Source organism: Glycocaulis albus (assembly GCF_014639075.1).
Lineage (GTDB): Bacteria > Pseudomonadota > Alphaproteobacteria > Caulobacterales > Maricaulaceae > Glycocaulis > Glycocaulis albus.
Map to the genome: position 1 here is coordinate 67,644 of NZ_BMFS01000011.1, position 26,911 is coordinate 94,554.

General features: G+C 65.2%; 24 protein-coding genes. 9 read left to right on the forward strand and 15 right to left on the reverse strand.

Annotated elements, in window-relative coordinates; all coding sequences use genetic code 11:
* Nucleotides 1–188 precede the first annotated feature (188 nt).
* Both IEV75_RS11565 and fliI read right to left on the reverse strand, forming a co-directional pair.
* Complete coding sequence (locus tag IEV75_RS11565; RefSeq protein ID WP_188452729.1) at nt 189–608, reverse strand: flagellar FliJ family protein; 420 nt, start codon at nt 606–608, stop codon at nt 189–191.
* A 3-nt stretch (nt 609–611) separates the two neighbouring features.
* Complete coding sequence (gene fliI / locus IEV75_RS11570) at nt 612–1,931, reverse strand: flagellar protein export ATPase FliI (protein WP_188452730.1); 1,320 nt, start codon at nt 1,929–1,931, stop codon at nt 612–614.
* Between the two features lie 340 nt (nt 1,932–2,271).
* Between fliI and ctrA the strand changes: the two genes are divergently transcribed.
* Together ctrA and IEV75_RS11580 are read left to right on the forward strand one after the other, a co-directional pair.
* Nucleotides 2,272–2,967 carry a response regulator transcription factor CtrA gene (ctrA, locus tag IEV75_RS11575; protein ID WP_127568283.1) on the forward strand — a complete coding sequence of 232 codons (696 nt, stop codon included), beginning with the start codon at nt 2,272–2,274 and terminating at the stop codon, nt 2,965–2,967.
* A 232-nt stretch (nt 2,968–3,199) separates the two neighbouring features.
* The gene (locus IEV75_RS11580; RefSeq protein WP_188452731.1) at nt 3,200–3,766 is read left to right on the forward strand and encodes a tetratricopeptide repeat protein; all 567 of its coding nucleotides are present in this window, start codon (nt 3,200–3,202) and stop codon (nt 3,764–3,766) included.
* 7 nt (nt 3,767–3,773) lie between these two features.
* Here the strand turns inward: IEV75_RS11580 and IEV75_RS11585 are convergent, their stop codons facing one another.
* From IEV75_RS11585 to IEV75_RS11615, 7 genes are all read right to left on the reverse strand, one after another.
* Nucleotides 3,774–4,613, reverse strand: coding sequence for a CheR family methyltransferase (locus IEV75_RS11585; protein ID WP_188452732.1), 840 nt, complete (start codon nt 4,611–4,613; stop codon nt 3,774–3,776).
* Nucleotides 4,613–5,674, reverse strand: a complete 1,062-nt coding sequence (locus IEV75_RS11590; protein ID WP_188452769.1) for a protein-glutamate methylesterase/protein-glutamine glutaminase — start codon at nt 5,672–5,674, stop codon at nt 4,613–4,615. The genes IEV75_RS11585 and IEV75_RS11590 overlap by 1 nt, the downstream gene beginning before the upstream one ends.
* Nucleotides 5,675–5,744: 70 nt before the next feature.
* A complete protein-coding gene (locus IEV75_RS11595; RefSeq protein ID WP_188452733.1) occupies nt 5,745–6,110 on the reverse strand; it encodes a response regulator in 366 nt (121 codons plus the stop codon).
* Nucleotides 6,111–6,131: 21 nt separating this feature from the next.
* Nucleotides 6,132–6,587, reverse strand: a complete 456-nt coding sequence (locus tag IEV75_RS11600; protein ID WP_188452734.1) for a chemotaxis protein CheW — start codon at nt 6,585–6,587, stop codon at nt 6,132–6,134.
* Between the two features lie 9 nt (nt 6,588–6,596).
* Entirely contained in the window at nt 6,597–9,272 is a 2,676-nt protein-coding gene (locus tag IEV75_RS11605; protein WP_188452735.1) for a chemotaxis protein CheA, read from the reverse strand.
* A 134-nt stretch (nt 9,273–9,406) separates the two neighbouring features.
* Nucleotides 9,407–10,078, reverse strand: coding sequence for a histidine phosphotransferase ChpT (chpT, locus tag IEV75_RS11610; RefSeq protein ID WP_188452736.1), 672 nt, complete (start codon nt 10,076–10,078; stop codon nt 9,407–9,409).
* Nucleotides 10,079–10,141: 63 nt separating this feature from the next.
* Entirely contained in the window at nt 10,142–10,363 is a 222-nt protein-coding gene (locus IEV75_RS11615; protein ID WP_217980306.1) for a hypothetical protein, read from the reverse strand.
* A 243-nt stretch (nt 10,364–10,606) separates the two neighbouring features.
* Here IEV75_RS11615 and IEV75_RS11620 point away from each other — a divergent pair, with 243 nt between their 5' ends.
* Nucleotides 10,607–12,085 (forward strand): M23 family metallopeptidase, encoded by a 1,479-nt coding sequence (locus IEV75_RS11620; protein WP_188452737.1) that lies wholly within the window; start codon nt 10,607–10,609, stop codon nt 12,083–12,085.
* A 17-nt stretch (nt 12,086–12,102) separates the two neighbouring features.
* On the opposite strand, the gene ubiG is transcribed toward IEV75_RS11620, so the two are convergent.
* The 4 genes from ubiG to IEV75_RS11640 form a co-directional block, all read right to left on the reverse strand.
* The gene (ubiG, locus tag IEV75_RS11625) at nt 12,103–12,861 is read right to left on the reverse strand and encodes a bifunctional 2-polyprenyl-6-hydroxyphenol methylase/3-demethylubiquinol 3-O-methyltransferase UbiG (protein WP_188452738.1); all 759 of its coding nucleotides are present in this window, start codon (nt 12,859–12,861) and stop codon (nt 12,103–12,105) included.
* Between the two features lie 194 nt (nt 12,862–13,055).
* Nucleotides 13,056–13,940 (reverse strand): helix-turn-helix domain-containing protein, encoded by an 885-nt coding sequence (locus IEV75_RS11630; RefSeq protein ID WP_188452739.1) that lies wholly within the window; start codon nt 13,938–13,940, stop codon nt 13,056–13,058.
* A gap of 96 nt (nt 13,941–14,036) precedes the next feature.
* A complete protein-coding gene (gene ptsP / locus IEV75_RS11635; protein ID WP_188452740.1) occupies nt 14,037–16,364 on the reverse strand; it encodes a phosphoenolpyruvate--protein phosphotransferase in 2,328 nt (775 codons plus the stop codon).
* Nucleotides 16,365–16,444: 80 nt separating this feature from the next.
* Nucleotides 16,445–17,650, reverse strand: a complete 1,206-nt coding sequence (locus IEV75_RS11640) for an aspartate kinase (RefSeq protein ID WP_188452741.1) — start codon at nt 17,648–17,650, stop codon at nt 16,445–16,447.
* Between the two features lie 532 nt (nt 17,651–18,182).
* Here IEV75_RS11640 and ispG point away from each other — a divergent pair.
* Nucleotides 18,183–19,322 carry a flavodoxin-dependent (E)-4-hydroxy-3-methylbut-2-enyl-diphosphate synthase gene (ispG, locus tag IEV75_RS11645; protein ID WP_188452742.1) on the forward strand — a complete coding sequence of 380 codons (1,140 nt, stop codon included), beginning with the start codon at nt 18,183–18,185 and terminating at the stop codon, nt 19,320–19,322.
* 426 nt (nt 19,323–19,748) lie between these two features.
* Here ispG and IEV75_RS11650 read toward each other — a convergent pair whose 3' ends face one another.
* Complete coding sequence (locus IEV75_RS11650) at nt 19,749–21,497, reverse strand: DUF885 domain-containing protein (protein ID WP_188452743.1); 1,749 nt, start codon at nt 21,495–21,497, stop codon at nt 19,749–19,751.
* A gap of 33 nt (nt 21,498–21,530) precedes the next feature.
* Nucleotides 21,531–22,412 (reverse strand): SDR family oxidoreductase, encoded by an 882-nt coding sequence (locus tag IEV75_RS11655; RefSeq protein WP_188452744.1) that lies wholly within the window; start codon nt 22,410–22,412, stop codon nt 21,531–21,533.
* 215 nt (nt 22,413–22,627) lie between these two features.
* Here IEV75_RS11655 and IEV75_RS11660 point away from each other — a divergent pair, with 215 nt between their 5' ends.
* The 5 genes from IEV75_RS11660 (at nt 22,628) to IEV75_RS11680 (ending at nt 26,746) form a co-directional block, all read left to right on the forward strand.
* On the forward strand, nt 22,628–22,810 hold the full coding sequence (locus tag IEV75_RS11660; RefSeq protein ID WP_188452745.1) for a hypothetical protein: 183 nt from the start codon (nt 22,628–22,630) through the stop codon (nt 22,808–22,810).
* A 68-nt stretch (nt 22,811–22,878) separates the two neighbouring features.
* The gene (locus IEV75_RS11665; protein ID WP_188452746.1) at nt 22,879–23,547 is read left to right on the forward strand and encodes a hypothetical protein; all 669 of its coding nucleotides are present in this window, start codon (nt 22,879–22,881) and stop codon (nt 23,545–23,547) included.
* A 28-nt stretch (nt 23,548–23,575) separates the two neighbouring features.
* On the forward strand, nt 23,576–24,820 hold the full coding sequence (locus IEV75_RS11670; RefSeq protein ID WP_188452747.1) for an efflux RND transporter periplasmic adaptor subunit: 1,245 nt from the start codon (nt 23,576–23,578) through the stop codon (nt 24,818–24,820).
* Nucleotides 24,810–25,529, forward strand: coding sequence for an ABC transporter ATP-binding protein (locus IEV75_RS11675; protein ID WP_188452748.1), 720 nt, complete (start codon nt 24,810–24,812; stop codon nt 25,527–25,529). The genes IEV75_RS11670 and IEV75_RS11675 overlap by 11 nt, the downstream gene beginning before the upstream one ends.
* Complete coding sequence (locus IEV75_RS11680; RefSeq protein WP_188452749.1) at nt 25,526–26,746, forward strand: ABC transporter permease; 1,221 nt, start codon at nt 25,526–25,528, stop codon at nt 26,744–26,746. Before IEV75_RS11675 ends, IEV75_RS11680 begins: the two co-directional genes overlap by 4 nt.
* The last annotated feature ends 165 nt before the right edge of the window (nt 26,747–26,911 follow it).

Sequence of the window (26,911 nt, forward strand, 5' to 3'; positions counted from 1 at the left end):
CCGGGCGCGCAGCGCCGAAAAGGGCGAACGCGCGCGGCTTTCTATCTCCGCAACGCATCCGCGTTGCGATGTTCCGCGCACGAGCGCGGACGGGCTTTGCCCTCTTGGCGCGCAGCACCGAAAGCGCGAAAGCGCGCCCGAGCTAATGCGAGGAGCGACGGGGCGGAGGCCCCGGAGCATCACTAAAACTAGTGCGCAGCCCGGCGCATGCGTCCGGCGATCTCGTCCATCTCGGCCTGTTCGGCGGCGCGTACCGCGTCCTCGATGCGCGCCACGCGGCGCTCCTCGAGAAGCTCGTACTTCTTCAGCTCGCCGAATGCCGTCTCCAGCCGCTCGCGCAGCTCGCCGGCCTGAAGCTCCACCTCGCGTTCCGAGGCGCGCAGGTTTTCCTTGCGCTGGATTACCGAGCGCGCATAGGAACCATAGGCCAGATAGCCTTCCCGGCTCTCGGATGCCGCGGCCTGTTCGCCAGGTACGCTGGCCTCCAGCCGTTCGATCTGTTCGGCAATCGCCGCGCGGGCGCGGTCAATGTCAGCCATCTGCTTTTGCAGCTCTTCCACCTTGAACCGGGCCAGCCGGATCAGCGGGGCATGAGACCGTGTGCTCATGATCTACTCCTTTCCATCCACCACAATCTCCGACAGGGCCGCGAAACTCTCTTCGATCGAAGAGGTGTCGTCTTTTCCCTGTCCGAGGAACGCTTCCAGCGGGCCGTTGAGCGCAATCGCGCGGTCGACCTCTGTATTGGACCCGGCGGCATACGCCCCGAGCCGGATAAGCTCTTCCATGTCGGCATAGGCGCTCAAAATGCGCCGCGCCTCGACAACAATCGCCGCCTCGCCGGGGCCATAGACTTCCGGCGCGGTGCGCGAGATGGATTTGAGAACGTCGATGGCCGGGAAGCGGCCGCGCTCTGCAATCGCGCGCGTCATCACGACGTGGCCGTCCAGAATGCCGCGCACCGCGTCGGCGATCGGTTCATTATGATCGTCGCCATCGACCAGCACGGTGAACAGCGCGGTGATCGACCCGCGCCCGTTCTCGCCGGGACCTGCCCGCTCCAGAAGGCGCGGCAGTTCGGCAAAGACCGATGGCGTATAACCGCGCGTGGTCGGCGGCTCACCGGCGGCAAGGCCGATTTCGCGCTGGGCGAGCGCAAAGCGCGTAACTGAGTCCATCAGGCACAGCACGTTCAGGCCCTGATCGCGGAAGTACTCCGCGACAGTGAGGGTCATATAGGCGGCTTGCCGGCGCGACAGGGCGGGCGCATCGGAGGTCTCGGTGATCACGACCGCGCGGGCGCGGCCTTCCTCCCCCAGGACCTCGTCGACAAACTCGCGCGCCTCACGGCCCCGCTCGCCGATCAGCCCGATCACGATTACGTCCGCGCTGGTGCCGCGCGTGATCATGCTCATCAGCACAGACTTGCCGACACCGGATCCGGCGAACACGCCAAGACGCTGGCCGGTACGCATCGGGGTGAAGGTATTGAGCGCACGCACGCCCAGATCGAGGCGCGGCCCCAGCGCATCACGCTGATGAGCGCAAGGCGGGGAACCCTTTACGGGGTAGGCGCGATTTCCTTCCGCCATCGGACCCTTGCCATCGCGCGGCTCGCCGAACGCATTGATGACCCGTCCAAGCCACGCGCCATGCGGGCGGATCACCATGCCTTCCGGATCGATGCGGGCGGGAGCCCCGGCGCGAATGCCCGACAGATCGCCATGGGCCATCATCAGGGCTGTATCGCCCCGGAAGCCGACTACCTCGCAGCGCTGCGGGTTCTCGCCCGTCCCGACATAGGCGCTGGCGCCCAGCGTCAGGCCCGCGCGCGGACCTTCAGCCTCAATCAGCAGGCCATTGATCGCCTTCACGCGCCCCTTGAAGGTGCGCGTCTCGATGGTCTCGATGCGATCGATAAGGCCCTGCACCGCGCTTCCCGCTCCTCTGGAGACCCGGCGGCTTCTGCTGCCGGTCACGCAAGCATTTAACGCGAGCGCGGTTTCAACCGCGTAAACGACCCTGCAACGCCTTGCTCATACTTTCTCCACAGCCGATTGCAGCAAAGATCGAGCCCGCCCCGCCAGGCCGCAGCGTGTTTTATCAGTGTGTTAACCAGGGGTGTTGCTGGCAGGACTCGATTCCAGGCATCGAGTCAAACAGTCGTTAACTTTCCTGTAGGAATTGTCGCGTCATTCTGCGAAGCACGTTAACCATGGGGACGACGCGCCGGATCAGGTGATTCGCGCGAGCGGCTGCGGAGAGGGACCGATGCGGGTACTGCTCATCGAGGATGATCGCGCGACAGCGCAGGGCATCGAACTGATGCTGAAGTCCGACGGCTTCAATATGTACACGGCCGATCTGGGCGAAGAGGGTGTCGATCTCGGCAAGCTCTACGACTACGACATCATCCTTCTGGACCTGAACCTGCCGGACATGCCGGGTTTTGACGTCCTCAAGACCTTGCGCCTTGCCAAGGTGGATACGCCCATCCTCATCCTGTCGGGCAATGCCGATATCGATAACAAGGTGCGCGGCCTGGGCTCAGGCGCGGACGACTACATGACCAAGCCCTTCCACAAGGAAGAGCTGATTGCGCGCATCCACGCCATTGTGCGCCGCTCCAAGGGTCACAGCCAGTCGATCATCCGCACCGGCGACATCGCCGTGAACCTGGACGCCAAGACGGTGGAAGTGAACTCCCAGCGGGTTCACCTGACCGGCAAGGAGTACCAGATGCTCGAGCTGCTCTCCCTGCGCAAGGGGACGACGCTCACCAAGGAAATGTTCCTCAACCACCTTTATGGCGGCATGGACGAGCCGGAACTGAAGATTATCGACGTCTTCATCTGCAAGCTGCGCAAGAAGCTCGAAGCGGCCACCGGTTCCAAGGCGCCGATCGAGACCGTCTGGGGCCGCGGCTATGTGCTGCGCGATCCGGTCGAGGAAAAAGGCGCGGCGTAATCACGCGCCTCCATCGGGAACACAAAAAAACCCCGGCCCTCGCGCCGGGGTTTTTCGTTGCGCCGGGCCCGTCCTCCCGGCACCCCCGTTAACGCAGTTAACCAGACCCGGCGTCCGTGCTATGATGCCCGTGTTACAGGGCAGCCCCGGACGGGGGCTTTGCATCCCCTCACCTGCCCCCGGACGGCTGACACAATAAAGCGCTCGCCCCTTCGTAACAGGAGGTAGAGAGATGCGTTTTCTGATCAGTCTTGCAGCGCTCACCATCATGGTGCCGGCCAGCGCAGCCGCACAATCCACGGTCATTATTGGCACCAGCCAGGCACGCGGCTGCTACGAAGCAGCGCTGGGCGGCGCTAGCGGCGCGGCAACGGGTCTTGCCCGGTGCGAAGCGGCGCTCTCCGAGCGCATGATGTCACAGCGTGACCGGGCGGCGACGGAAGTGAATATGGGCATATTGCTGATGCAGGCGGGCCGCACTGACGAGGCGCTGGCGGCGTATGACCGGGCCATCAGGATACTGCCAGGCTTGGGAGAGGCCTGGCTCAATCGCGGCATTGCGCGCCTTGGCCAGCGTGAATATGCAGCCGCCGAGGCAGACTTCACCCGCTCGCTGGAGCTCAATGTCCGCGAAGCGCACAAGGCCTATTTCAATCGCGCCCTCAGCCTGGATGCGCGCGAACGCTATTCGGAAGCCTATGCGGATTTCCAGCAAGCGCTTGAGCTCGCACCCGGCTGGGCGCTGCCATTGCGCGAGCTGGAGCGCTATGAAGTCGTCCGCACGCCGGTGAACGGGTAGGCGCTTCTCAGGCCACGGCCCGCGCAGCGGCAGGTGCGCCCTGCGCGGCTGTCTGGTTGCGCACATAAAGCCCGCGCTGGCCCGGAACGGGTTTCAGGCTGTCAGTCAGTCCGACAACCGTTTCTGCCGCACCCAGCACCAGATAGCCGTCCGGCGCCAACTGGGCGGCCAGCCGGTCGAGTATCTTTGCCTTCGCCTCGACATCGAAATAGATCAGCACATTGCGGCAGAAAATGATGTCGAGCTGGCCGTAGCGGGAGAAATCCTCCAGCAGATTGCCGGTTTCAAACCGGATCATCTCGCGCAGTTCGGGCTTCACCCGCCAGCTATCACCGCTCTGGTCGAAGTGCTGAACGAGACGCTGGATAGCAAGGCCGCGCTGCACCTCGAACTGGCTGTAGAGCCCGGCCTTGGCCTTCTCCATTACATGCGCGCACATGTCGGTGGCGAGGATGGAAGCACTCATCCCGCTCATCTCCCGGATCAGCATGGCCAGCGAATAGGGTTCCTGACCCGTAGAGGCCGCGGCACACCAGATCTTGAAGGCGCGCCCGCCGCGCGCCTGGCGCAGGGCCGGTGCCATCACCTCGCTGAACAGGTCAAACGGAGTCTTGTCCCGGAAGAAGAAGGTTTCGTGGGTCGCCAGTGCCTCGGATGCAGCGGCGCACAGGCGCTGGTCGCCGCGCATCATGGCGTCGACTACCGCCTCTGGACCGGCCAGCCCCTCGGCACGCGCCAGCGGCGCCAGGCGGCTCTCGATCAGATAGCCCTTCTCCGGGCCCAGCACGAGACCGGAGCGCTTCTTCACCTCGGCAGCGAGGAATTTGTATTTGGTTTCGCTCAGCATTATCGCGCTCCTGTAAGCCGGCGGGCGAGGTCCGGTCCGATCTGGTTCAGCGGCAGGACAAGGTCTGCCAGACCGGCTTCCGCGACGGCGCCAGGCATGCCCCAGACCACGCTGGAAGCCTGGTCCTGCACAATCACACCACCGCCTGCCTCGCGCACATGACGCGCGCCATTGCGCCCGTCAGACCCCATGCCCGTGAGTACCAGCGCCAGAAGGTGCTTGCCCGCGGCCCGCGCGCAGCTTTCAAACAGCGGGTCTACCGACGGGCGGCAGAAATTGATCGGCGGGTTCTGGTCCAGCCGCGCCCGGAACTGGCCGGGCGTACCCTCGATCGTCATGTGATAATCACCCGGCGCCACATAGACATGGCCGGGTTTGAGCGCTTCCCCGTCACTGGCTTCGTGCGCGGGCAGTCCTTCGCGCGACAGATGCTCGGCCAGAATCGCAGTGAACACCTTGGGCATGTGCTGGGCGATGACGACCGGCATGCGGATCGATGACGGGATATTCTGGATCACCTGGCGCAGGGCCTGCGGTCCGCCCGTGGACGAACCGATGGCCAGAAGGTCCACGCGCGCCGGCAGTTCACGCCCTGATGCCGCCGGAGCGGCACCGGCGTCCGCCGGCTTTGCTGCGGGTGATGGCACTGCGGCCCCAACCGGACGATGGGGGGCGTAGCGCGGCGCCAGTACGGCGAGCTTGTCCAGCAGTTCGACGCGGTAGCTTTCCGCCCCGCCCATACGGCTGGTATCCGGCTTGGGCGCAAAATCTGCTGCCCCCAGCGAGAGCGCCTGCAAGGTCACCTGCGCGCCCTTCTGGGTCAGGGTAGAGGCCATGATGACGCGCGCCTTGGGTGCCGCCTTGAGGATCAGCGGCAGGGCGGTGAGCCCGTCCATGCGGGGCATCTCGATATCGAGAACCACCAGATCGGGCTGAAGCTCGCCCGCGCGTTTCACGCCCTGCTCGCCATCGGAACAGGTCGCCGCCAGCGCCAGGCGCGGATCGGCCTCGACCCAGCGCGCCACCAGTCCGCGCACCACCGCAGAATCGTCCACCACCATCACGCGCGGCAGGGTGCCAGGGCTGGCTCCGGGGGGAAGATTGGCGGCAGTGTTCATCACGATGACCGGCTCACACCAGCCCGGCTTCGGCGAATTTCGAGCCGATAATGTCGCCATCAAACGGCTTCATCACGTACTCGTCCGCACCTGCCCGAAGGGCTTGTGTGATATGCGACATGTCATTTTCGGTCGTGCAGAACACGACGACCGGGCGCTTGCCATTCTGTTCGGCGCGCAGCGTGACGAGGAAATCGATCCCGTTCATCACCGGCATGTTCCAGTCGAGCAGTATCGCGTCCGGCATGGATTTGCGGCACTGGTCGAGCGCCATTTTTCCGTCCTGTGCCTCTTCGCAGGCAAAGCCGAGATCTTCCACGATTTTCCGGGCCACCTTGCGGATCACCCGGCTATCATCGACTACCAGACAGGTTTTCATTGCCCTTTTGCCTTTCGCCCGTCAGGCCGCCATCGCCATGTCGGCGGCGATCAGCCTGTCCACGTCCAGTATGGCCAGCAATTCGGTTTCCAGACGATGAACGCCGCACAGCAGGGCCCGCCAGCGCGGGTCCAGATGCGCAGGCACCGGCTCGAACGTATCCTGTCCGAGGCGCAGCACCTCGCCGACCTCGTCCACCAGCACGCCAAACAGTTCCGCCCCGCGCTCCAGCCCCAGCGACATGCACGGCGCATCGGCCTCGCGTGCGGGCAGTCCGAGGCGGATACGCGCATCAATCACGGTCACGATGCGTCCGCGCAGATTGAGAAGGCCGGCAATCTCCGGCCGGGCCAGTGGCACCGGGGTGATCGCCTGCGGGGCAAACACCTCGCGGATTTCATTGACCGGCGCGCCGCAGAGCTGTCCTGCAATGCGCACCGTCACGAATTCCTGGCTGGTCTGATAATCGAGTGCCATGATTGTCTCCTAAGCCGCGCGTGTTTCGCCGGAGCGCGCCGCCCGGTCGAGCGCAGCAATCAGCCCGCCCCTGTCAGCCGGGCGCATCACCGCCACCATGCCTTCGCCATAGCCGCCTGTGGCACGGTCGCTGACCCCGAGACGGGGCACATCAGCCCAATGGCCTTCGCTGGCCAGCGTGTCGAGCGCAGCCGGATCACCCACCAGCGCGGCATATTGCGCGCCCATCTGGGCCGCATCGCGCGCCTCGTGCAGACCCCCGACAACCGTGACGTCATAGCCCGCCGCCGCCAGCAGCGGCGCCATCATGCGCCGCGCGAAGGCATCGGGCTCGACCAGCAGGATCGGATGGCGTCCGGCGCGCGCAGGACGCTGGGGCGAACCGGACCAGGCCCGCTCCATGTGCCAGGCAATATCGAGCACCTCGGTGGCCCGGCCCTTGATGATGGCCGAACCGATAACGCCGGGTCGTTCAGACCCCATTTGCAGGTCCAGTGTCTCTTCCACCACGTCGAGGATCTCGTCGACAGCCACACCGGCCGAACGGCCTTCCTCTGAGAAGACCAGTACCGGCTGGCGGCCCTCACGCCTGAACTCGTCCACGCCCGAGGCATGGGCCAGCGGCAGGAGCCGGCCGCGATACTGCACCACATGACGCGCATCGACGACTTCAATCGTCGAGCCGTCAAACTCTTCCAGGCGCGTAATCAGGCTGACCGGCACGGCCTTCACATCATCCTCGCCCGCGCGTACCAGAAGCAGACGCTGGCGGGACGGATCAACCGAGCTCGCGGCGAGCTCTTCGCTGGCCTGCGTTTCCTCGGTGGCGTGCGCCAGTTGCTGCGACAGGCCGTTGGGATCCAGGATGATGATGACGGAGCCATCGCCCAGCAAGGTCGCCCCGGAATAGACCTGAATGCCGCGCAGCTGGGCCGACAGCGGCTTGACCACGATCTCCTCGGTATCAAGCACATCATCAACGACCACGCCGAGCTTGCGCCCCGCAGCCTCGATCACCACCACATAGCCGTGGCTTGCCTCTCCGGACGCCTCCGGCAGGCCCAGTACCGTGTTCAGGCTGACCACCGGCAGGAGCCGGTTGCGCAGGCGGATCATCCGCGCGCCATTGAGCGATTCAATCGAGTGGGCGGAGCCCTCACCGGCCCGCACCAGCTCGCGCACGGCCAGTTGCGGCAGCGCGAAACGCGCATCACCCGCCTTCACGATCAGCGCCGAAACGATGGCCAGGGTCAGCGGAATCTTGATGGCGAAGCTGGTGCCCTTGCCCACTTCCGAGGTCAGATCGATCGAGCCGCCAATCTGTTCGATATTGGTGCGCACCACGTCCATGCCGACGCCGCGCCCGGACAGATTGGTCACCTTGGCGGCCGTCGAGAAACCGGCGGCAAAGATGAAGCGCTGGATCTGCGGCTCGCTCATCGAGCTCAGCTCTTCTGCGGTCGCCAGCCCTTTTTCCAGCGCCTTGGCGCGGATCTTTTCGGGGTCGAGCCCTGCGCCATCATCGGTGATCTTGATGATGATCGCCCCGCCCTCGTGATAGGCCGACAGGCGGATCGTCCCTTGCTCGGGCTTGCCCTTTGCGGCCCGCACCTCGGGCATCTCGATGCCGTGATCGGCCGAGTTGCGCACCATGTGGGTGAGCGGATCCTTGATCAGCTCGAGCACCTGGCGGTCGAGCTCGGTCTCCTCGCCTTCCATGATGAGGCGGATTTTCTTGCCGAGATCCTGCTGCGTATCGCGCACAATGCGCGGCAGCTTGCGCCATGCATCGCCAACCGGCTGCATGCGCGTCTTCATCACCCCGTCCTGCAGTTCCGCCGTCACCGAGGACAGGCGCTGCAGCGGGCCCTTCAGATCGGAATCCTCGTTCTCGCGCACGATCTGGTGCAGCTGATTGCGCGCCAGCACCAGCTCGGACACCGTCGTCATCAGTGTTTCGAGCACGTCCACATTCACGCGGATGGTGGACTGGGCGCGCACGCCTTCAGAGCGTGGGCCATCCGCCTCTGCTGCAGCGGCCTGCGCCGCAAGCTTGTCCGCCGCGGGCATGGCGGAGACGGGCGCAGCAGGCGCTTCCTCGTCCTCGTCAGCATCCTCTTCGGCGGCTGCGCTGGCCAGTTCAGGGCCTTCGGCCGCCAGGAAAGCCGCTTCCAGGTCTGCCAGGGACACTTCGCCCGGACGCAAGGGACGGCCCAGATCGGCATCGAAAGCCTCTTCCCCGCGAGCCGCTTCGATAACCGGCTCAGGCTCGGGTTCCGGTTCCGGCTCCGGAGCCGCCTCGACAGGCTCACCCATTGCCAGTGCTTCCAGCTTGGCGATCAGCTCGCTGTCATCGCCTTCCGGCTCGCTGCCTGTTTCTTCCAGACCGCCCAGCACCAGCTTGATGCGGTCAAGCGACTGCAGGACCAGCGTCACCGCCGCACTGTCAGCCACCAGCGTGCCGTCGCGGAACTTGCCCAGCAGGGTTTCGCCAGCATGGGCCACCGCCTCGAGGCGCGACAGGCCCAGAAAGCCGCACGTGCCCTTGATGGTGTGAAGAAGCCGGAAAATATTGTCGAGCGTCGCCCGGTCGGTCGGATCGGATTCGAACTTCACCAGCTCGACATCGATCGTATCAAGGCTTTCCGCCGTTTCGGCCAGAAACTCGCCAATCAGCTCATCCATGGTGAACCCGTCCCCTGACTGTCCGCCACGAGGCGGACCCGCGCACGCGGCGCGCATCTGTGATCAGGGACGAAAATCACACGCTCATGGTTAACGCATCGTTTGGCGGGCAGCCCGGATCCGAATAGTATTATTCAGGCCGCTTGTGCCTTGGCCTGCGGCGCAAGAAGGGCAATGTATTCAATGCGCTCTTCTTCGGCATGCGCCTCCACACGCCCGCCATGCTCGCGCGCCACCAGCCCGGCATAGTAAGGCTGGATGGAGCGGCCATCATAACCGTCCTCGCCGGCGCGCCCGGCCAGCGCCTCAATATAGGCCGGATCGATGCGTGCACGCGGCCCGGCAGCCACCACGCGAAGCCGGCTGTCACCGCCCTCGCTGGCGCTGGCCTCAACCGTCACCGTGCCGCCGCGCGGTACATTGTCCACCGCCAGCCAGACCAGATTCAGCAGCACGCGCGCCGCCGGCTTGTCGAGGCCGGCTGCCTGCACCTTCCACACCAGATCCGGCTTGGCGCTGGCAAACATGGCCTCTGCCAGCCGTTTCAGCTCGCTGGTATCGATACTGCCCGGCCGCGATCCGCCTGCCCCGAAGGCCAGCCGCACATATTCCAGCTTGGCATGAGCCTGATTGGCGCCGGTGCGGATCAGCTCGATGGCGTCATCGCGCATGTCGGCGGCATTTTCATCGTCCAGCACAGACAGGGCCGCACCAAGCGCGGAGACCGGGCTGACAAGATCATGGCAGAGCCGGGCGCACAAAAGCGCGGCAAGCTCACTGGCGGAGGGTGTGTTTTGCGTGCTCATGGGCGCAAGCATTAGCCGATTCTTGATCGCGAAAGGGTTAACGCGCGCAGGCAATTTCCGTCCCTAAGGCTCGCGGTCATCCTCGTCATAGCCGCGCCGCGAGGAGAAGAAGACCAGCGCCATCAGGCCTGCGCCGACCACGAATGTGAGCACCGCCCCGATCACCAGCGCGGCCCAGCCATGCCCGCCGACCGTATTGTCCATGCTCATCCACAGGCGCGCGGACAGCGCTATCGCGCCGATGAGCATGGCGCCGAGAACGCCAATCAGAAGCCAGGTTTTCATGATGGTCCTTTCGGCGCCGCGGACACAGGTGCATAACGCAGTTTATGGTTAAGGGAGACATTAACCCTGCCCGTGGCACACATCACCCCTTGGCAAGACGATTCGACCTTGCCACTGTGTGTGCCGCTCCGGCACGGTCCGGGGAAGATGACAGCATGTCACGGGGGGTGATGTTGGCCTGCATCTTGCCTTGCTGGACTGGCGGCTGATGAACAACCGCGCGGGAAGAGGGAAATAATACGCATGTCCGGTTTTGACGTCCGCCTCGCTGACGCCCACCGCTCTCGTGCGCTGGTTTTCTTTGCCACGCTGACCATGGCTCTGCTGCTCGTAGCCGCGATCCTGATCAGCCGGACCATGGCCGGCACATCGGCCTCCGCTGCCGCGCCCGAACATGACGCCCTTGATCCCGTCGGCAGCGCCCTGATGGCCGAGGCCGCCGAAGCCGCTCCGTCCCTCGACGACATGGTGATGGCCGAGCATGCGGTATTCGCCAATTGCATTGACTGCCCTGTCCTGATGGCCGCCGAGGTGACGGTGCGTTCGGGCCAGACCTTTGCCAGCGTGCTCGCCGAAGCCGGTGCCAGCCGCATCGATGCGGCCCGCGCCATTGCCGCGCTGGACCCGATCTACCCGGCCCGCTCGCTGCGCGCGGGACAGGCCCTGAACCTCTTTTTTGAACGCGACCCGCTGCAACGCGCCTCTGCCGATGAGGAAAGCGGGCTGACGCTGACCGGCATCTCCTTCCGCCCCGACCAGGAGCGCACCCTGACCGTGGCGCGCACTGCCGATGGCCAGTACCGCACGCGCGAAGCCGTGATGACGCTGGAGCGCGAAGTGGTACGCGCCCGCGGCGAGATTTCCTCCAGCCTCTACGCGGCCGCGCTCAATGCCGGCGCGACCGACCGTATCGTTACCGACATGGCGCTGGTGCTCGGCCACGCGGTCGACTTCCGCACCATCCGCTATGGCGACACGTTCGACATCGTGTTCGAGCGCTACACCAACCGCGCGGGCGAGGTGATCCGCACCGGCCGCATCCTCTACATGACCTTCGAGGGGCGCGGGCGTCCGCTGGAATATTTCCGCTACGAGGCCCCGGACGGCGATATCGGATACTACACCGCCGAGGGCGAAAGCGCCGCGCGCCTGCTGATGAAAATGCCGATCAACGGTGCACGCATTTCCAGCCAGTTCGGCATGCGCTTCCACCCGATCCGCCGCACCAACCGCCCTCATAACGGCACGGACTTTGCCGCCCCGACGGGGACGCCCATCTACGCTGCCGGCAATGGCACGGTGGAGCGTGCGGACTGGTTCGGCACGTTCGGCAACTATATCCGCATCCGCCACTCCAACGGCTATCAGACCGCCTATGCACACCTCAATTCCATCGCGCGCGGCGTGCGTGCGGGCACGCGGGTCACGCAAGGCCAGACCATCGGCTATGTCGGCACGACCGGCGCATCCACCGGTCCGCACCTGCACTATGAAGTCCATCTCAATGGCCGTCCGATGAACCCGATGAGCCTTGATCTGCCGACGGGCCGCCGCCTCGAAGCGGGTGAGCTCTCCATCTTCAATGCCGAGCGTGACCGCATCATCGCCCTGCGCGACCAGGCCATGCCTGCGGTGGAAGAGGAGCCCCGCGCCACGCTGGTTGCCGAGCGCCGCGAGGAGCGCCGTGCCAGCGCGGGGTCCGGAGCCAGCGCCCGTCCGTAAGGCGCGGCCGGCCTGCCCTATTTCGTGGCGGCCATCAGATAGTTCACGCCAGCGTCCGAGCTGATGAAGAAGCTGTCCTTGAGCGGATTATAGCTCACGCCGACCGGTGTTTCGGGCGTCAGGCCCGCCGCTTTCAGCGCGCCCTCCACCTCTTCGGGCTTTACCAGCTTTGCAAAGCGGTGCGTGCCGCGCGGCAGCCAGCCCAGCACGTATTCCACGCCGAATATCGCCGTCACGAAGGCGCGGCTGGTGCGGTTGATCGTGCCGACAATCATCACCCCGCCGGGCTTTACCAGCGCGGCGCAATCGGTGAGGAACTGCGCCGGATCGGCGACATGCTCGACCACTTCCAGATTGAGCACGACATCAAACCGGCCGGGCCCTTCGGCCTCCAGCAATTGCTCTGCCGTGCCGTGACGGTAATCGATCTTGAGGCCCGCCTCACGCGCATGCACAAGAGCGGTCTTGATATTGGGCTCGGCGGCATCAACGCCGGTAACCTTCGCGCCCAGACGCGCCATCGGTTCTGACACCAGCCCGCCGCCACAGCCAATATCAAGAAGCTCCAGCCCCTCCAGAGGCTCGCGCCCCTCCCGGCCGAAATGGGCGCTCAGCCGTTCGCGTATCCAGGAAAGGCGCGCCGGGTTGAACTTGTGCAACGGTGCAAATTTGGATTTGGGATCCCACCACTCGGCAGCCATGCGCGAAAACTTCTCCACCTCCGCCGGATCGATGGACGGGCTGGAGAGGGTTTCAGGCGAGCTTGACTGGGCCATGGAAAATCCTGCGGTACGGGAAAATGGATCGCGCAGGCCAATATACGGCGGCGAGCGCCCGCGTTAAGGGCGGTGAGTGAGGTAAATTGCCGCCGTCTGAAATCCCGGCCAAGCGTAGCGCAGAGCCGGGACCTCGGTCAGTTCGGGTCAGCTAGAGGCCCCGGATCGCTTCGCGTCCGGGGTTTCAGTAAGACCTACCGGCCTGCGCTGGCGCCGCTTGCTGATGCGCCTTCGGCACGCGCGGCGCGCCAGTTGCGTACGAAATTGTCCATGGCGAGCGATTCAAGGATCTGGCCGGAATTGCCCAGCACGCCGATATCCTGCGCGCCCGAGCGAACTCGCACCGCGCCGGCATCGGTGGCAGAGACTTCCAGCCCGGCCTCGTCCGGCGCCCGCCATGAGGCGCCAGCCTCCATCTCGCGCGCGAACAGCACCCGGCCAGACCCGTCGCGCACTTCCAGCGTCACGGGCGAGATTGCGGTGAAAACCAGTGCCTCGGGGGCGGTGGCGCTCGGCAGGCCTGCCCATATCTGGGCAGGGTCGGGCGCGCGGCTGGATTCCACGACCGGGCGCGGTGTTGCCAGCAGGGTGGCGGCATCGGGCGCCTCGGCAAAGGCGCCGGTGCGGGTGATGTGGACGCCATACCAGCTGGTGGCAGCCAGAACGCTGCCCAGAATGACAATTGCGCCGATCACGCCCTTGGGCAGCTTGAACTCGCGCTTTTTCTTCGGCGCCGTCGGCTGGGCACGGCCGGTATCGCACTCGACCTCCAGCTTGAACTGCTCCACCGTTTCGGTGACGTTCAGCTCCAGAAAGCCCGCATAGGCGCGCAGATAGCCGATCGTGTAGGCGCGCGAGGGCAGGCCGCGCGGGTCCATGGCTTCCAGGGCTTCGAGATAATCACGTTTGATGCGTGTGCGGGCGGCGGCAGAATCCAGCGTCCAGCCATGTTTCAGACGCGCCTGGCGCAAGGTGTCGCCTATGCTCGCGGGGCCGCACGGGGCCACCGGGGCATTGGCAAAGACGGCATCCATGGGCACGTACTGACTTCCTGCTACCTGACCGGCCAGCTTTTGCATCACAATCCAAACCGCCTTGCGACGGCTTCCCCTCACCACTCGCGCCGGTCCAGATCACTTGGTGTGACTTTTTGATCCCAGCGCAAGCAGATTAAATCAAAATGCAGCACGGTTATCAACAAGTCGTGAAGAAATTCCGGCTTCTTGTGCAGCGCCGATCAGCTTTTGTCTCAAGGATTTATCCGTATCGGGACGCTTTGTGGCCATTTCTCCTGCAAGCCAGGTGCCAAGGCGGCCTGCATCGCACTCGGCCAGCGCGGCCTTGACCGGCCCGACACTGCCCGCCGACATGGATAATCGCCGGTAACCAAGCCCCGCGAGAACACAGGCTTCCAGCGGCCTGCCGGCCATCTCCCCGCACACGGAAACCGGCTTGCCGGCCGCGTCGCAGGCCTCGCGCACTGATTTGAGCAGGGCAAGCGGTGCCGGGTTCAGCACGTCATAGCGCTGGGCGACCTGCGGGTTCTGCCGGTCGGCGGCGAAGAAATACTGCATCAGATCGTTCGCGCCGACGGCGGCAAAATCACACAAGTCCAGGAACGGTTCGGGCGCGAAGGCGACCGCGGGCGTCTCGATCATCAGCCCCGTTTCCACGCGCTCGGGCACACCGTGCCCGTGGCGCCGGGCCAGCTCCAGCTCGGTATGAAGCAGATCACGCGCGCGCTGCAGCTCGCCAATATCGGCCACCATGGGGAAGAGGACTTTCAGCACCTGACCGGCACTGGCTCTCACCAGCGCGCGCAGCTGGTAGCGGGTCAGCGCGGGCCGGTCGAGCCCCATGCGGAGCGCGCGCCACCCCAGTGCCGGGTTGGGCTCGCGCAGCTCCGGAATGAAGCGCGTTACCTTGTCTCCGCCCAGATCCAGCGTGCGGAACACGACCGGCTTGCCTCCGGCGGCCTTCAGCACCGCCCTGTACATCTCGATCTGCGCGGACACGCGCGGCAAGGTGTGCGAGATCATGAACTGAAACTCGGTGCGGAACAGGCCGACCCCGGCCGCACCCGTTTCCTCCAGACGCGGCAACTCGATCAGCAGGCCCGCATTCATCGACAATTCCATGGGCACGCCATCGGCCGTAACGGCCGGCTCGTCGCGCCGCGCGGCGTAGGCCTGGCTCGCCTTGGACAGGCCTTCCATGCGCTCGGCATAGGCGGTCAGCACCTCATCGCCCGGGCGCACGTGCAACACGCCGAACTCGCCATCAATGATCAGCGTGTCGCCGTCCTCAACCCGGTCGAGCGCACCTTCCACCTGCCCCACCATGGGTATGCCCAGCGCCTTGGCAACGATGGCGGCATGGCTGGTGGCGGAGCCTTCCTCGGTGGCAAGACCAGCCAGGCGCGAGCGGTCCAGCTCCATCAGCTCGGCTGGCCCTATCGAACGGGCGACCAGAATGGCATTGGGCGGCAGCTCGGCCAGCGCACGCACCGCATCCGGCCCCGCCAGATGCCGCAGCAGCCGGTTGGCGAGGTCTTCGAGATCATGCAGGCGTTCGCGGAAATGCGCCTCGCGGGCCTTCATCAGCCGGGCGCGGTGGGCGTTGCGCACCCGTTCCACGGCGGCCTCTGCCGTCAGGCCGGAGCGCACGGCCTCTCGCAGCTGGCCGGTCCAGCCCCGGTCATGGGCGAACATGCGGTAGGCGTCGAGCACATCGCGCGACGGCGTCCCGATGGGCGCGCGCCCCGATTCCAGCAATTCATCGAGCCCGCGCCGCAGATCGGCCACGGCCGCATCAAGGCGGACCTCCTCGGCCTCGGCATCCTCGGCGATCATGCGCGCGGGCGCGACATGCGGTTCGTGAATGACCGCCACACCCATCGCGATGCCGGGCGCCAGTGCTGCACCGGCATAGCGCTCAGGCCCCGATGCGCGCAGCTCGAGATCAGAGAAGGCTTCTGCCCGGATGAGCTCGCCCGACGCCACGATCTCTGCCAGCAGCATGGCGACCGTCTGCAGCGTCTCGATTTCCTCTTCCGTGCTGGGCCGCACAGCCATGGTCTGGGCGGTGAGAACGCCAACAAGGCGCCCCCCGCGCAGCACAGGCACACCGACAAAGCTCTTGAACGGCTCCTCGCCGGTTTCCGGCTTGTAGGCAAAGCGCGGATGGGCCGGCGCGTCTTCCACCGATACCGGCCGCGCGCGCTGGGCAACCAGGCCGACAAGCCCCTCATCGCGCGCCAGGCGCAAGGTGTGTACCGCCTCGGCCTTCAGCCCGTGTGTCGCCGACAGTTCCAGCGCGCCGCTGGGCAGGACCAGATAGATCGAGCACACATCAGAGCCGGTTTCCTCGGCGATGATGCGCGTCAGCCGGTCGAGGCGCGCCTGCGCCTGATCCTGCTCGGCCATGAGATCGCGGATGCGCTGCAAGAGGCGGCGCGGGCCGCGCAGGCCTGTCCTGTCCAGCATGGGCGTTTCGGGCGTCATTTTGCTAGCAATCCATCCCGTGGCTGCGGGCGGGCAATGTCAGATATCGCGCGGGGCAGTGACCCCTTTCGGCGGCGGCGTCAAGCCTCGTCCAGCCGATAGGCTGCATGAAGGGCGCGCACGGCCCGTTCCAGCGCATCTTCGTTCACGAGTGCTGAAATCTTGATCTCGGAGGTGGCCAGCATGCGCACGTCTATCGCCTCGGCTTCCAGCACACCATAAAGCGTGCGCGCCACGTCCGCACGGCCGCGAAGGCCCGTGCCGACGACCGACACCTTGGCCAGCCCCACTTCAGAGCTCAGCCCGTCACGCCCGGAAAGCGCGTGCAGCGCGGCACGCAGATCGCGGCCCTCGACGGAAAACTCCAGATTGGACCCGCCAGCGCGCGCCCGCCCCTGCACGATCATGTCGACATGCACGCCGGCCTCCGCCAGCGCCGCAAACACGCCGCCCGGGCCGCTGGCGCTGCTCTCTATGCCCGGCACGGCGATGCGTGCCTGGGCGCGTGCATAGGCTATGCCGGAGACGACGCGGCGCTCGGCCAGCGCATTCTCGCTCAGCACTTCGGTGCCGGCACTCTGCCCCGGCGCGGCAAAGCTGGATTTCACCCGCATCGCTACGCCCTTGGCCTTGGCATATTCCACCGAGCGGGTCTGCAGCACTTTTGCGCCCATCGCGGCCAGTTCCAGCATCTCGTCATGGGAGATTCGCTCCAGCCGCGTGGCCTTCGGCTCAATGCGCGGATCGGTGGTGAACACACCGTCGACATCGGTGTAGATGTCACAATCGGCGCCCAGCGCCGCCGCAATCGCCGCCGCCGAGAGGTCGGTGCCACCGCGCCCCAGCGTGACGAGGCGGCCTTGCGCATCCACGCCCTGATACCCGGCGACGACCGGGATGACCCCGCCGGTGAGCAGGCCTTCCAGTACCTCGCCATCAATCCCGGTAATACGCGCTGACCCCGGCACGCCGTCCACCTCTATCGGCAATTGCCAGGCGAGGACGGAGCGCGCCTTCAGGCCCAATTGTTTCAGCGCCAGCGCCATCAGCGCGGCTGCCGCCTGTTCGCCCGCGGCCAGCACCGTATCGGTCTCGATCTCGCCCAGCCCCCCGCCGAGCGCCTGCGCATGGGCGAGATAGCGGTCGGTCTCGCCCGCCATCGCGGAGACGACAACCGCGACCTGATGCCCCTTGGCGGCCTCAGCCGCCACGATAGAGGCCGAATGGGCAATCCGTTCGGGACTGCCCATCGAGGTGCCGCCAAATTTCAGGACCAGACGTGTCATCGCCCCTTCCTTTAGCAGGATTGGGGCGGCGGGGAAGCGGGGGAGTCCCCGACACCATCAGATTGTCATCACCCGCTTCATGCGGGTGATCCATGCCTCTTTTAGTTCCGCAACGCGGATGCGTTGCGATGTTCCGCGAACCCCCGCCTAAGCGGGGGCAGGCAGTCGCGGGCGCGCGTTCGCGCTTTTCAGGCCGCTACGCGGCCTGTCTGATATCCCGCTTGCCTTTTCCACCGGGTCCCCGGCCTCCGAGCCGGGGTCCATGGCGTCTCACCCAATCCGAATTTGCGTTTCACCGGCGAAAGCCGGTGCCCAGTCCTTCTGGATCCCGGCTTGCGCCGGGAAAACGCCTGGATTGTGCATCTGTCTCGAGACTTCCCATGGGTCCCCGATCAAGCCGGGGACCCCGGTCGAGAGGGCATCGGAAGAGCGTTGCCAGTCCGGGGATGGGCTGAGCATCAACAATATCCCCGCCTTCACCTCGTCACATCGCTCCTATATGTAGAGGCTGTACGCGAAGGAGTGGCATGTCATGGCGGTCGAGGATCACACCAAGGTCAGGCCCTGGCGGGCGATTGACCGGCGGGTCTCGCGCAAGATCCGCGTCGGCAATGTCGAGGTGGGCGGCGATGCGCCCATCTCCGTCCAGTCCATGACCAACACGCCCACATCCGATGCCCGCGCGACGATCGACCAGATACGCGGCCTCGAAGAGGCGGGCGCGGACATTGTGCGCGTCTCCTGCCCCGATGAAGACTCAACGGCCGCCTTCCGCACCATCGCGCGCGAGGCACGCGTGCCGCTCGTGGCCGACATTCACTTCCACTACAAGCGCGGCATTGAAGCGGCAGAGGCCGGCGCGGCCTGCCTGCGCATCAATCCGGGCAATATAGGCTCCATGGACCGCGTGAAAGACGTGGTGTCGGCGGCGCGCAATAATGGCTGCTCGATCCGTATCGGGGTGAATGCCGGTTCGCTGGAGCGTGAACTGCTGGAAAAGTATGGCGAGCCCTGCCCCGACGCGATGGTGGAAAGCGCCCTGAACCACGCCCGCATTCTCGATGATCTGGGCTTTCACGAATACAAGATTTCGGTGAAGGCCTCCGACCTCTTCCTCACCGTTGCCGCCTACCAGATGCTGGCCGAGGCCACCGACGCGCCCTTGCATCTGGGCGTCACTGAAGCGGGCGGGCTTCGCTCCGGCACCATCAAGTCGGCCATAGGCATGGGCTCGCTATTGTGGGCGGGGATTGGCGACACGATCCGCGTCTCGCTCTCGGCCGAACCTGTGGAGGAAATCCGCGCCGGCTATGACATGCTCAAAGCCCTGGGGCTGCGCACGCGCGGGGTGAACATCATTGCCTGCCCGTCCTGTGCCCGGCAGGGGTTTGACGTGATCCGCACGGTGGAAGCGCTGGAGGCGCGCCTCGCCCATATCTCCGAGCCGATTTCGCTTTCCATCATTGGCTGCGTGGTCAACGGCCCCGGCGAGGCGGCCTATACTGATCTCGGCTTCACCGGCGGCGGCAAGGGCGCGGGCATGCTCTATTTTGCCGGCCAGCAGACGGAAAAAGTCTCCAACGAGACCATGATCGAACGCATCGTTGCCGCGGTGGAAGACAAGGCCGCGAAAATGCGCGCGGATCGCGAAGCGCTGGCGGCGGCGGAATAGACGGGCTTGTTCTTTAGTTCCGCAACGCATCCGCGTTGCGATGTTCCGCCGGGATCCAAGGACAACTGGTTGTGCGTTTCACCGGCGGAAGCCGGTGCCCAGTCCTTTCTGGGTCCCGGCCTGCGCCGGTGAAACGCAATATGACGGATCAAGGCTTCGTTCTTCGTCCTTCCGGGCGGAGCAAAGCGCAGACCCGGAACCCAGCTTTTTCTATGAAGGACTGGTTTCCAGATAGCGGCTGACGCCGCTTCTGGAATGACGAATGGGGGGTGTCAGAGCAGATTTTCTGGGTCCCCCGTCGGGGCGGGGGACCCCGGTGGAGAGGTCAAGGCGCCCCCGGCGCGTAGCGCCGCAAGCGCGACCGCGCGCCGGGCACTTTTGCCCGCAGCGACGCGCGGATGCGCGGAGCATCGCTAAGGACACCCCCTACCCCTCCTGTTCCGCAATCCAGGCTTCCATCTTCGCCTCCAGATAGGAGAGCGGCAGCGGGCCTTCTTCAAGGATGGTGTCGTGGAAGTCGGCAAGGTCAAAATCCTCGCCCAGCCTCGCCTCGCCATCGGCGCGCAGGCGGCGGATGAGGATTTCCCCGGTCTTGTAGGCCAGCGCCTGACCCGGCCATGAGATATAGCGCGACACCTCATTGGTCACGTTCAAGGGCGCGAGGGCGGAATTGTCGAGGAAGCAGCTTTCCGCCTCTTCGCGTGTCCAGCCGAAATAATGGATGCCGGTATCGACCACGAGGCGGCAGGCGCGCCACATCTCGTAGGAGAGGCGGCCGAAATCCTCATAGGCGTCTTCATAGAAGCCCATATCGATGCCCAGAAACTCCGAATAGAGCCCCCAGCCTTCGGTGAAGGCGGTGATGGAGGCGCGCCGCCGGAAAGCGGGCATGTCCTCGATCTCCTGCGCCAGCGCGATCTGGTGGTGATGGCCGGGCACCGCCTCATGCAGGGTGAGGGCAGGCAGCTCGTAGAGCGGGCGCTGGTCGAGCGCATAGGTGTTGACCATATAGCCGCCGGCCCGGCCCGTTTCGGCATCGCCTGGCCAGTAGCGGCCCGTCGTGTAGTTCGGCGCGATGGCGGGCGGCACGGCCCGCACGCCATAGGGCAGGCGCGGCAGGCGGTTGAACACGCGCGGCATCGCGTCATCGGCCAGCTTGGAGAGATAGGAGGCGCGCATCATCAGCTCCATCTCGCTCTGGGCGTAAAAGCGCGGATCGGTGCGCAGATAGTGCGTGAACGCGTCAAAACTGCCCTCAAACCCGGTGCGGGCGATGACCTCGTCCATCTCCGCGCGGATGCGCGCCACTTCATCAAGCCCGGTCTGGTGCACCTCTTCAGGGCTGAGGTCCAGCGAGGTGTGATAGCGAACAAGGGCGCGGTAATATTCCCGCCCGCCGGGGATTTCCGAAATGCCAATGCTGTCGCGCGCGGCGGGCAGATAAGTGTTTTCAAAATAGTCCCGCAGTCCCGCAATCGCGGGCATCACCGTGCCGGCAATCACTGCCGCGCCGCGATCCTGCAGCGCCTCGCGCGTCTCGGCCGGAATGCTCGCAGGCAGATTGGCGAGCGGCATGTAGAGCGCGCTCTCGCGCGGATCTTCCACGATCTGGGCGGCGATCTGGTCGATCACGCCGGGGATGATCTCGCGCGGCTGGGTCCAGCCTGCCGCAATCGCCTCGTCCAGCCAGCCCGTCCAGGCATCCAGATGCGCCGGATAGGCTTCCAGCCGGTCGATCCAGGCTTCGGCTTCATCCGCATTGCGAAGGCGCGCGCTCATCGCGGCAAAATCGGCCGAGGTGTGAAAACCGGAATCATTGGTGAAAGGAAAATACATGCCTTGCGCCTGCGGCAGGGCGACGCCATGGCGCAGCATGTGCTCCAGCACGGCGTAGGAGGCGGTGCCGCTGCCCTCCAGAGCCGCCGGATCAATGGCACGCACCCGCTCATAAAACGCCGCCATCTGAGCGTCGCGCGCCTCCATGGCCTCACGCGAAATATCGCGCCATTCACGCATCGCATCGAGATCACCGGCACGGATGCGCGCCTGCACATTCTGTTCTTCGCTCCAGGCCTCGTAGTCGGCCACCAGGCTGGCGAAATCCTCGGCCGGATCGGCATGGACGGCGCTGGCGATCAGCACGCTGGCGGCAATACCGCAGATCAGATGGCGCATGGTGTGTTCCCCGTTCGTGTATGGTCCAAGGGCTTACCGCCCGCGTGTGTTGAGCGCCTCCGGCGTCAGGCCGAGACGCTTGGTGATGATCCTGTCTGCCATCCGGCGCGGCATGACGCCCAGTAACCACTGCGTGAACGGTTCGGGCGTGACGATGGTGTTGAGCTTCGGTTTGGGCGATGTCACCGCCGCCCACACCGCATCGGCCACGCGTGAGGGCGGCAGCCCGTTACGCCCCCGCTCGAGCATGTAATTGACCAGCCGCCTGATGGGCTTGATGTAATCGGTGTGGGCATACTGTTCAGGATCGACCGTCTCGGCCTTGTCCCAGATCGGCGTGGCGATGGGGCCCGGATTGATGGCGACGACATCAATACCATAGGGGGTGAGCTCGCGGCGAAGCCCTTGGGTAAACGCTTCCAGCGCAAATTTCGAGCAGGCATAGGGCACCACAAAGGGCGCGGCGCTAAAACCGGCGACGGACGAGATATTCACGATCCGCCCCGGCGCGCCGGAAAGGCTGCGGTCTGCGCCCAGCAGCGGCGCAAACGCCTGCACCACGCGCAGCTGGCCGGTCACGTTCACATCCATCTGCTTTTCCATCTCCGCGACGGGCAGATGAAGCAGCGGTCCGGCGACCGCGATGCCGGCATTATTGACCAGAGCGCCCAGCGTCGCGCCCATCAGCGCCTCGCGCACCTCATCGCTGGCCCGGGCAATGGCAGGTCCGTCCGTGACATCAAAGAGAAGCGGCACGACCGCCTCGCCAATCCCGGCTTTCAGCCGCTCGCCGTCTTCGGCCTTCCTCACGCTGGCAAAGACCTGCCAGCCCTCGGCCACGAATTTCTCCACGCAGGCCCGGCCAATGCCGGTTGATGCACCCGTCACCAGCGCGCTGCGCACCAGATCATTCATTTGCTTGGCCTCCCGCCCCTTGTCAGTACACACGGTGGCAAGCGGGGCGGGCGGGGTCAATTGCGGTGCGCCGCAGGCCGCGCGGCAAAACTACACGCAAAACGCGAGTTTTTTAATCAAAGTTACACTTTTGGGTTGCTCCCCCTACATTGCAGGGCTACTCTTTGCGAGCCTTGCAAGGTGCCTTTTCAGCAAATCAACTGAAGGAACCTGACATGAAACGCATTTTTGCGGCCTCGGCGGCCGCCATGATGGCTTTGGCCCTCGGCGGATTGGCTATAGCCTGTCCTCCGGACTATTGCGCCACCTATTGCTCAAACGCTTTTGGCGATGATGCTGGCGCCTATGCTTCCTGCATGGGCAGCTGCGGAGCTGCTTGCAGCCAATACCAGCAATAATCCAAGGCCGGTTCCCCGCTGGTGCCTGCATTGGCCGGGAACCGGCCACCATAACAGGTTACCGACCCATGATGACATTGGTCCTCGCCATGCTGAGCGGCGCAGTCGCGGCCTCTGACACCTGCCCCGCGTTCAGCCTTGATGAATTGCAACCCGAACTAGGAGAGGTGTTCGTTTACGACACATGGCTGGACGGAGTGCGGCAACCAGCCCGCCTGAAGTTCGAAGTCCGTCAATCGCAACCTGGCGAGATCCGCGCCGACCTGTCGGTTCTGGCAGCAGGCGAATGGACACCCGGCTTTCCACGCCGTCTCGTTGCTGGCCTGGTGATGCACGACGAAGCGAAATTCGGCTCGAGCACGGAGCAGAACGTGCGTATCGCGCCGGTAGACAGCGAAACCCTGTCGCGTGACCTCTTTGAAGGTGACGAGATACGCATCGCCGTCGCCGAGACCGCTATCCAGCCTTCGGGCGAGACGGTGCGTCATTCCGGCGACTATGTGATCCGTCATGCCGGTTGCGGTCACTTGCTGCATGAAGGCACGCTCGTGCAGACCCGGCAGATCAGTGTACGCTCCTTCCAGTTCAGACGGCGGCCTGGCGAACCTTGGCAATTGGGCGAGGGAACCTGGGTGTACGACATACCTGTCGGCGCCACGTTCTGGTACTCTCAGTCGCGCGAGGGGGTCAGCCCCATGGAGCAGGGGACGTTGAGGGAAGGCTATACGGTGCCGTGAGAGGCCGCGTTCAGGTGAGGGGAAATTGATGAAAGCGGATTTGCGCGGCCTTTCGCTCCAAACGCTGGCGGTACTGGCAGCAGGGTGGCTTACGGCCTGCGATTTTCCGCATGGCGCAGGCGGGCCGGGCAACCCATCAGGTTATGCCACGGCGGCAGCCGAGATTGGCGATATCCGCGAGGTGATTCCCGCCGTCGGCCCGGTGCGCGCCGCCACCGAGGTGGAGATCGGCGCCGAAGTTACCGGCCGCATTCTCGAAATTCACGCCGACTTCAATGATCCGGTATCAGCGGGCGATTTGCTGGCGCAGATCGACCCGGCCCCGTTTGAGAGCGCCGTTGCACAAGCCCGGGCAACCCTTGCGGCACGCGAGGCTGCGGCCCGGTCCGCTGCCGCCAATCTGGACGATGCGCGCGCGCAGGCCGCACGGCTGGAGCGGTTGGCTGCCAGCTCCGCCGGGCGTCAGGCCGATCTGGAAACGGCGCAGTTCCGGGTCCGGGTACTGGAGGCCGACCTGCAAAGCGCGCAGGCCAATACCAATCTCTCCCGCGAGGCTCTGCGGCGCGCGGAAATCGATCTGGAGCGGACCGAAATCCGCTCCCCGGTTGATGGCTTTGTGCTGGACCGGCGTGTCGAACAAGGCCAGGCGGTCAACGCCCTTCAAAGCGCGCCGACCGTCTTTGTGGTTGCCAGCAGCCTTGACCGGATGCTGATCGAGGCCAACGTGCCGGAGGCCGATATCAACCGCATCGCGCCGGACATGAATGTGCGCGCGACGGTCGATGCCAATCCCGGTCGGCCTTTTCCCGGCACCATTCGCGCCATTCGGCGCGCGCCCGTCACACAAGGCCGCTTTGTCAGTTATGTTGTCATCATCGAAGCCGATAACCGTATGGGAACGCTCCTGCCGGGGATGACCGCCTCAGTGGAGTTCGTCCGCGCCGAGGCAAGATCGGTTCTGCGCATTCCGATCGAGGCGCTCTATTTCGAGCCGCCCGGATTTACGCCGGACCTGCCGGCTGACGCGATTGAGCGCTTCGAGCGTTCCACCGGGCAGGTACTGCCCAATGATCCCCATTTGCGCCGTGCCACCTTGCGCGGGCTCGACATGGGAATCCTTGCCAGCAATGGCCTGCGCCGCGTTTTTGTACCCGGCGACGATGGCAGCCCTGAAGCGCGTGAAATCCGGGTGGGTGGCGAGGACCAGACCCATATCGAAGTCGTTGAAGGGCTGGAAGAGGGCGAAGAAGTGATCACCGGCCATGGCGGGTGATCGCGCACCGGCAGAAATCCTCAAGGCCGAGAAAGCCGGACGGACCTACCGCTCCGGCAAGGAGGAGGTCGCGGCGCTAACCGGGACAGAGCTGTCCTTCCACGGCGGAGAGCTGACCGTGCTGCGCGGGCGCTCAGGCTCGGGCAAAACCACCTTGCTGAACCTTGCAGGCCTGCTCGACCGGCCGACAGAGGGCCGCATCATCTTTCTCGGCAAGGACACACGCCGGCTGAGCGATCGTAAGCTGGCCCTGATGCGCCGGGGCAATCTGGGTTATGTCCTGCAGGATTCCGGCGTGGTGGAGCGGATGACTGCGCTGGCCAATGCCGCCCTGCCTGGCTTTTATGCAGGCCTGTCGCCGGGAAGATCGCGCAAGCTGGCCCGCGCCGCGCTCGAAGCGGTGGAGCTGGGAGCCAAGCTGCATCGCCCGGTGGGCCAGCTCTCCGGCGGTGAGCGCATGCGTGTCGGACTTGCTCGCACGCTGGTCCTGTCGCCGCGCCTTGTGATCTGCGATGAACCGACAGCCTCGCTGGACGCCGAAACTGCCAATCTGGTCATCACCCGCCTGCGTGAGGCAGCCGTAGGGGGATCCTGTATTCTGTGCGCCAGCCACGACCCCATCGTGATCGAACGCGCCGACCGGCTGATCACGCTGACCGGCGGGAAGATCACCGGCGATGAGCGCGCCCGCGACGGGGGCGCGCCATGATGCGCCTCGTCGCCCTTGTCCATCTAGCCTTCTGGTCCGCCTTCAGCCGGCCCATGCGCACGGCCTTGATGATAGCCACGCTGGCGGGCGGGGCGGCCGGGGTGACGCTCACTGCCGGGGTGCTGCAGGGCTATGCGCGCGCCATGGAGGCACTGACCTTCGGTGCCTACTCGCGATCGTTGGTCATCACCGAGAACAGCTTTGTGGAGGACCGTTTCGGGCCGCCCCGCCTGTCCGATATCACCCACATCCGCGAGGCGCTCGGCGAGCGCGTCGAGGCACATGCCGCCTGGCGGCGTTCAGGCGGCGATGTGCGCGTGGGGCGCTATCAGGCCAGCCTGCAGGTCTATGGCGTGACCGGCGCCTTCCAGCATGAGGCCGACATGCCTGTCGCGCGCGGGCGCACCCTTACAGACGGAGAAACGCGCAGCGCCCTGCGCCTGTGCATGCTCGGTCCGGGCGCTTACCGCCTGCTCTTTCCGGATGGCGGGGATGCCGAAAGCATCCGCATCAATGGCGTGAATTGCGAGGTTGTGGGGGTGTTCGGTGAACCGCGCTCCCAGCTTGCCGAACGCTATCGTAACGCTGTCATCGCGCCCTTCACGGCAACCGCCCGCTATTTTGAGACGCCAGACCGTTTCGGATTCCAGCCCGGGGCGCATGAGGCCGAGCGGCTGACCATTGTGCTTCTGCGCGGCGTCAATCGCGATGCCGCACTTATAGATGCCGACCGGGCCTTGCGGCGCGCCCACGGTGCCTCACAGGCCAATGTTTCGCCGTTTTTATTTGCCGATCCTGCCGCCCCGGCAGAAGCGCTCGCGCGCCAGCGTGATCTCATCGCCCGCCTTCTTATCTCGATTGCGATTGTCTCCGTGTTGGTCGCCGTCACCGGCTATGCTGCAGCCTCCATGGCCGCAGTCGAGATGCAAAGGCGCGATATCGCGCTGATGATGATGAGCGGCGCCAGCGGGCGCAGCATTCTCGGCCAGGTCCTTGCCGAGGGCATTATTCTGGGCATTGCTGGCGGCGTGACAGGCATTATCATTGTCGGCGCAGCGGCAATTCTGGCCCGCACCGTATTCGACTTTCCCTTCCAGCTTGATGGCACAGTCATCGCGCTGGTTCTGGCAGGCGGCGCGCTGACCGGCCTTGTCGCCAGCCTTGGCCCGGCCCGCCGGGCGGCGGCGGGGTCACCGGCGCTCAACGCGCGGGCGTGATCTTAGCCCCTTAGCACCCGCCGCATTGACCTTGCGGCTTGCCGGATTATTGTCTGGCCGCGAGCAGGCAAGGGGCGGCCTCAGCTGGCATGACTGACACCGGGATCGCCCGGTTAAGGCACTGTCAAGGAAAGCACCGTCCTTTCCCGTTTCAGAGACTTCTGA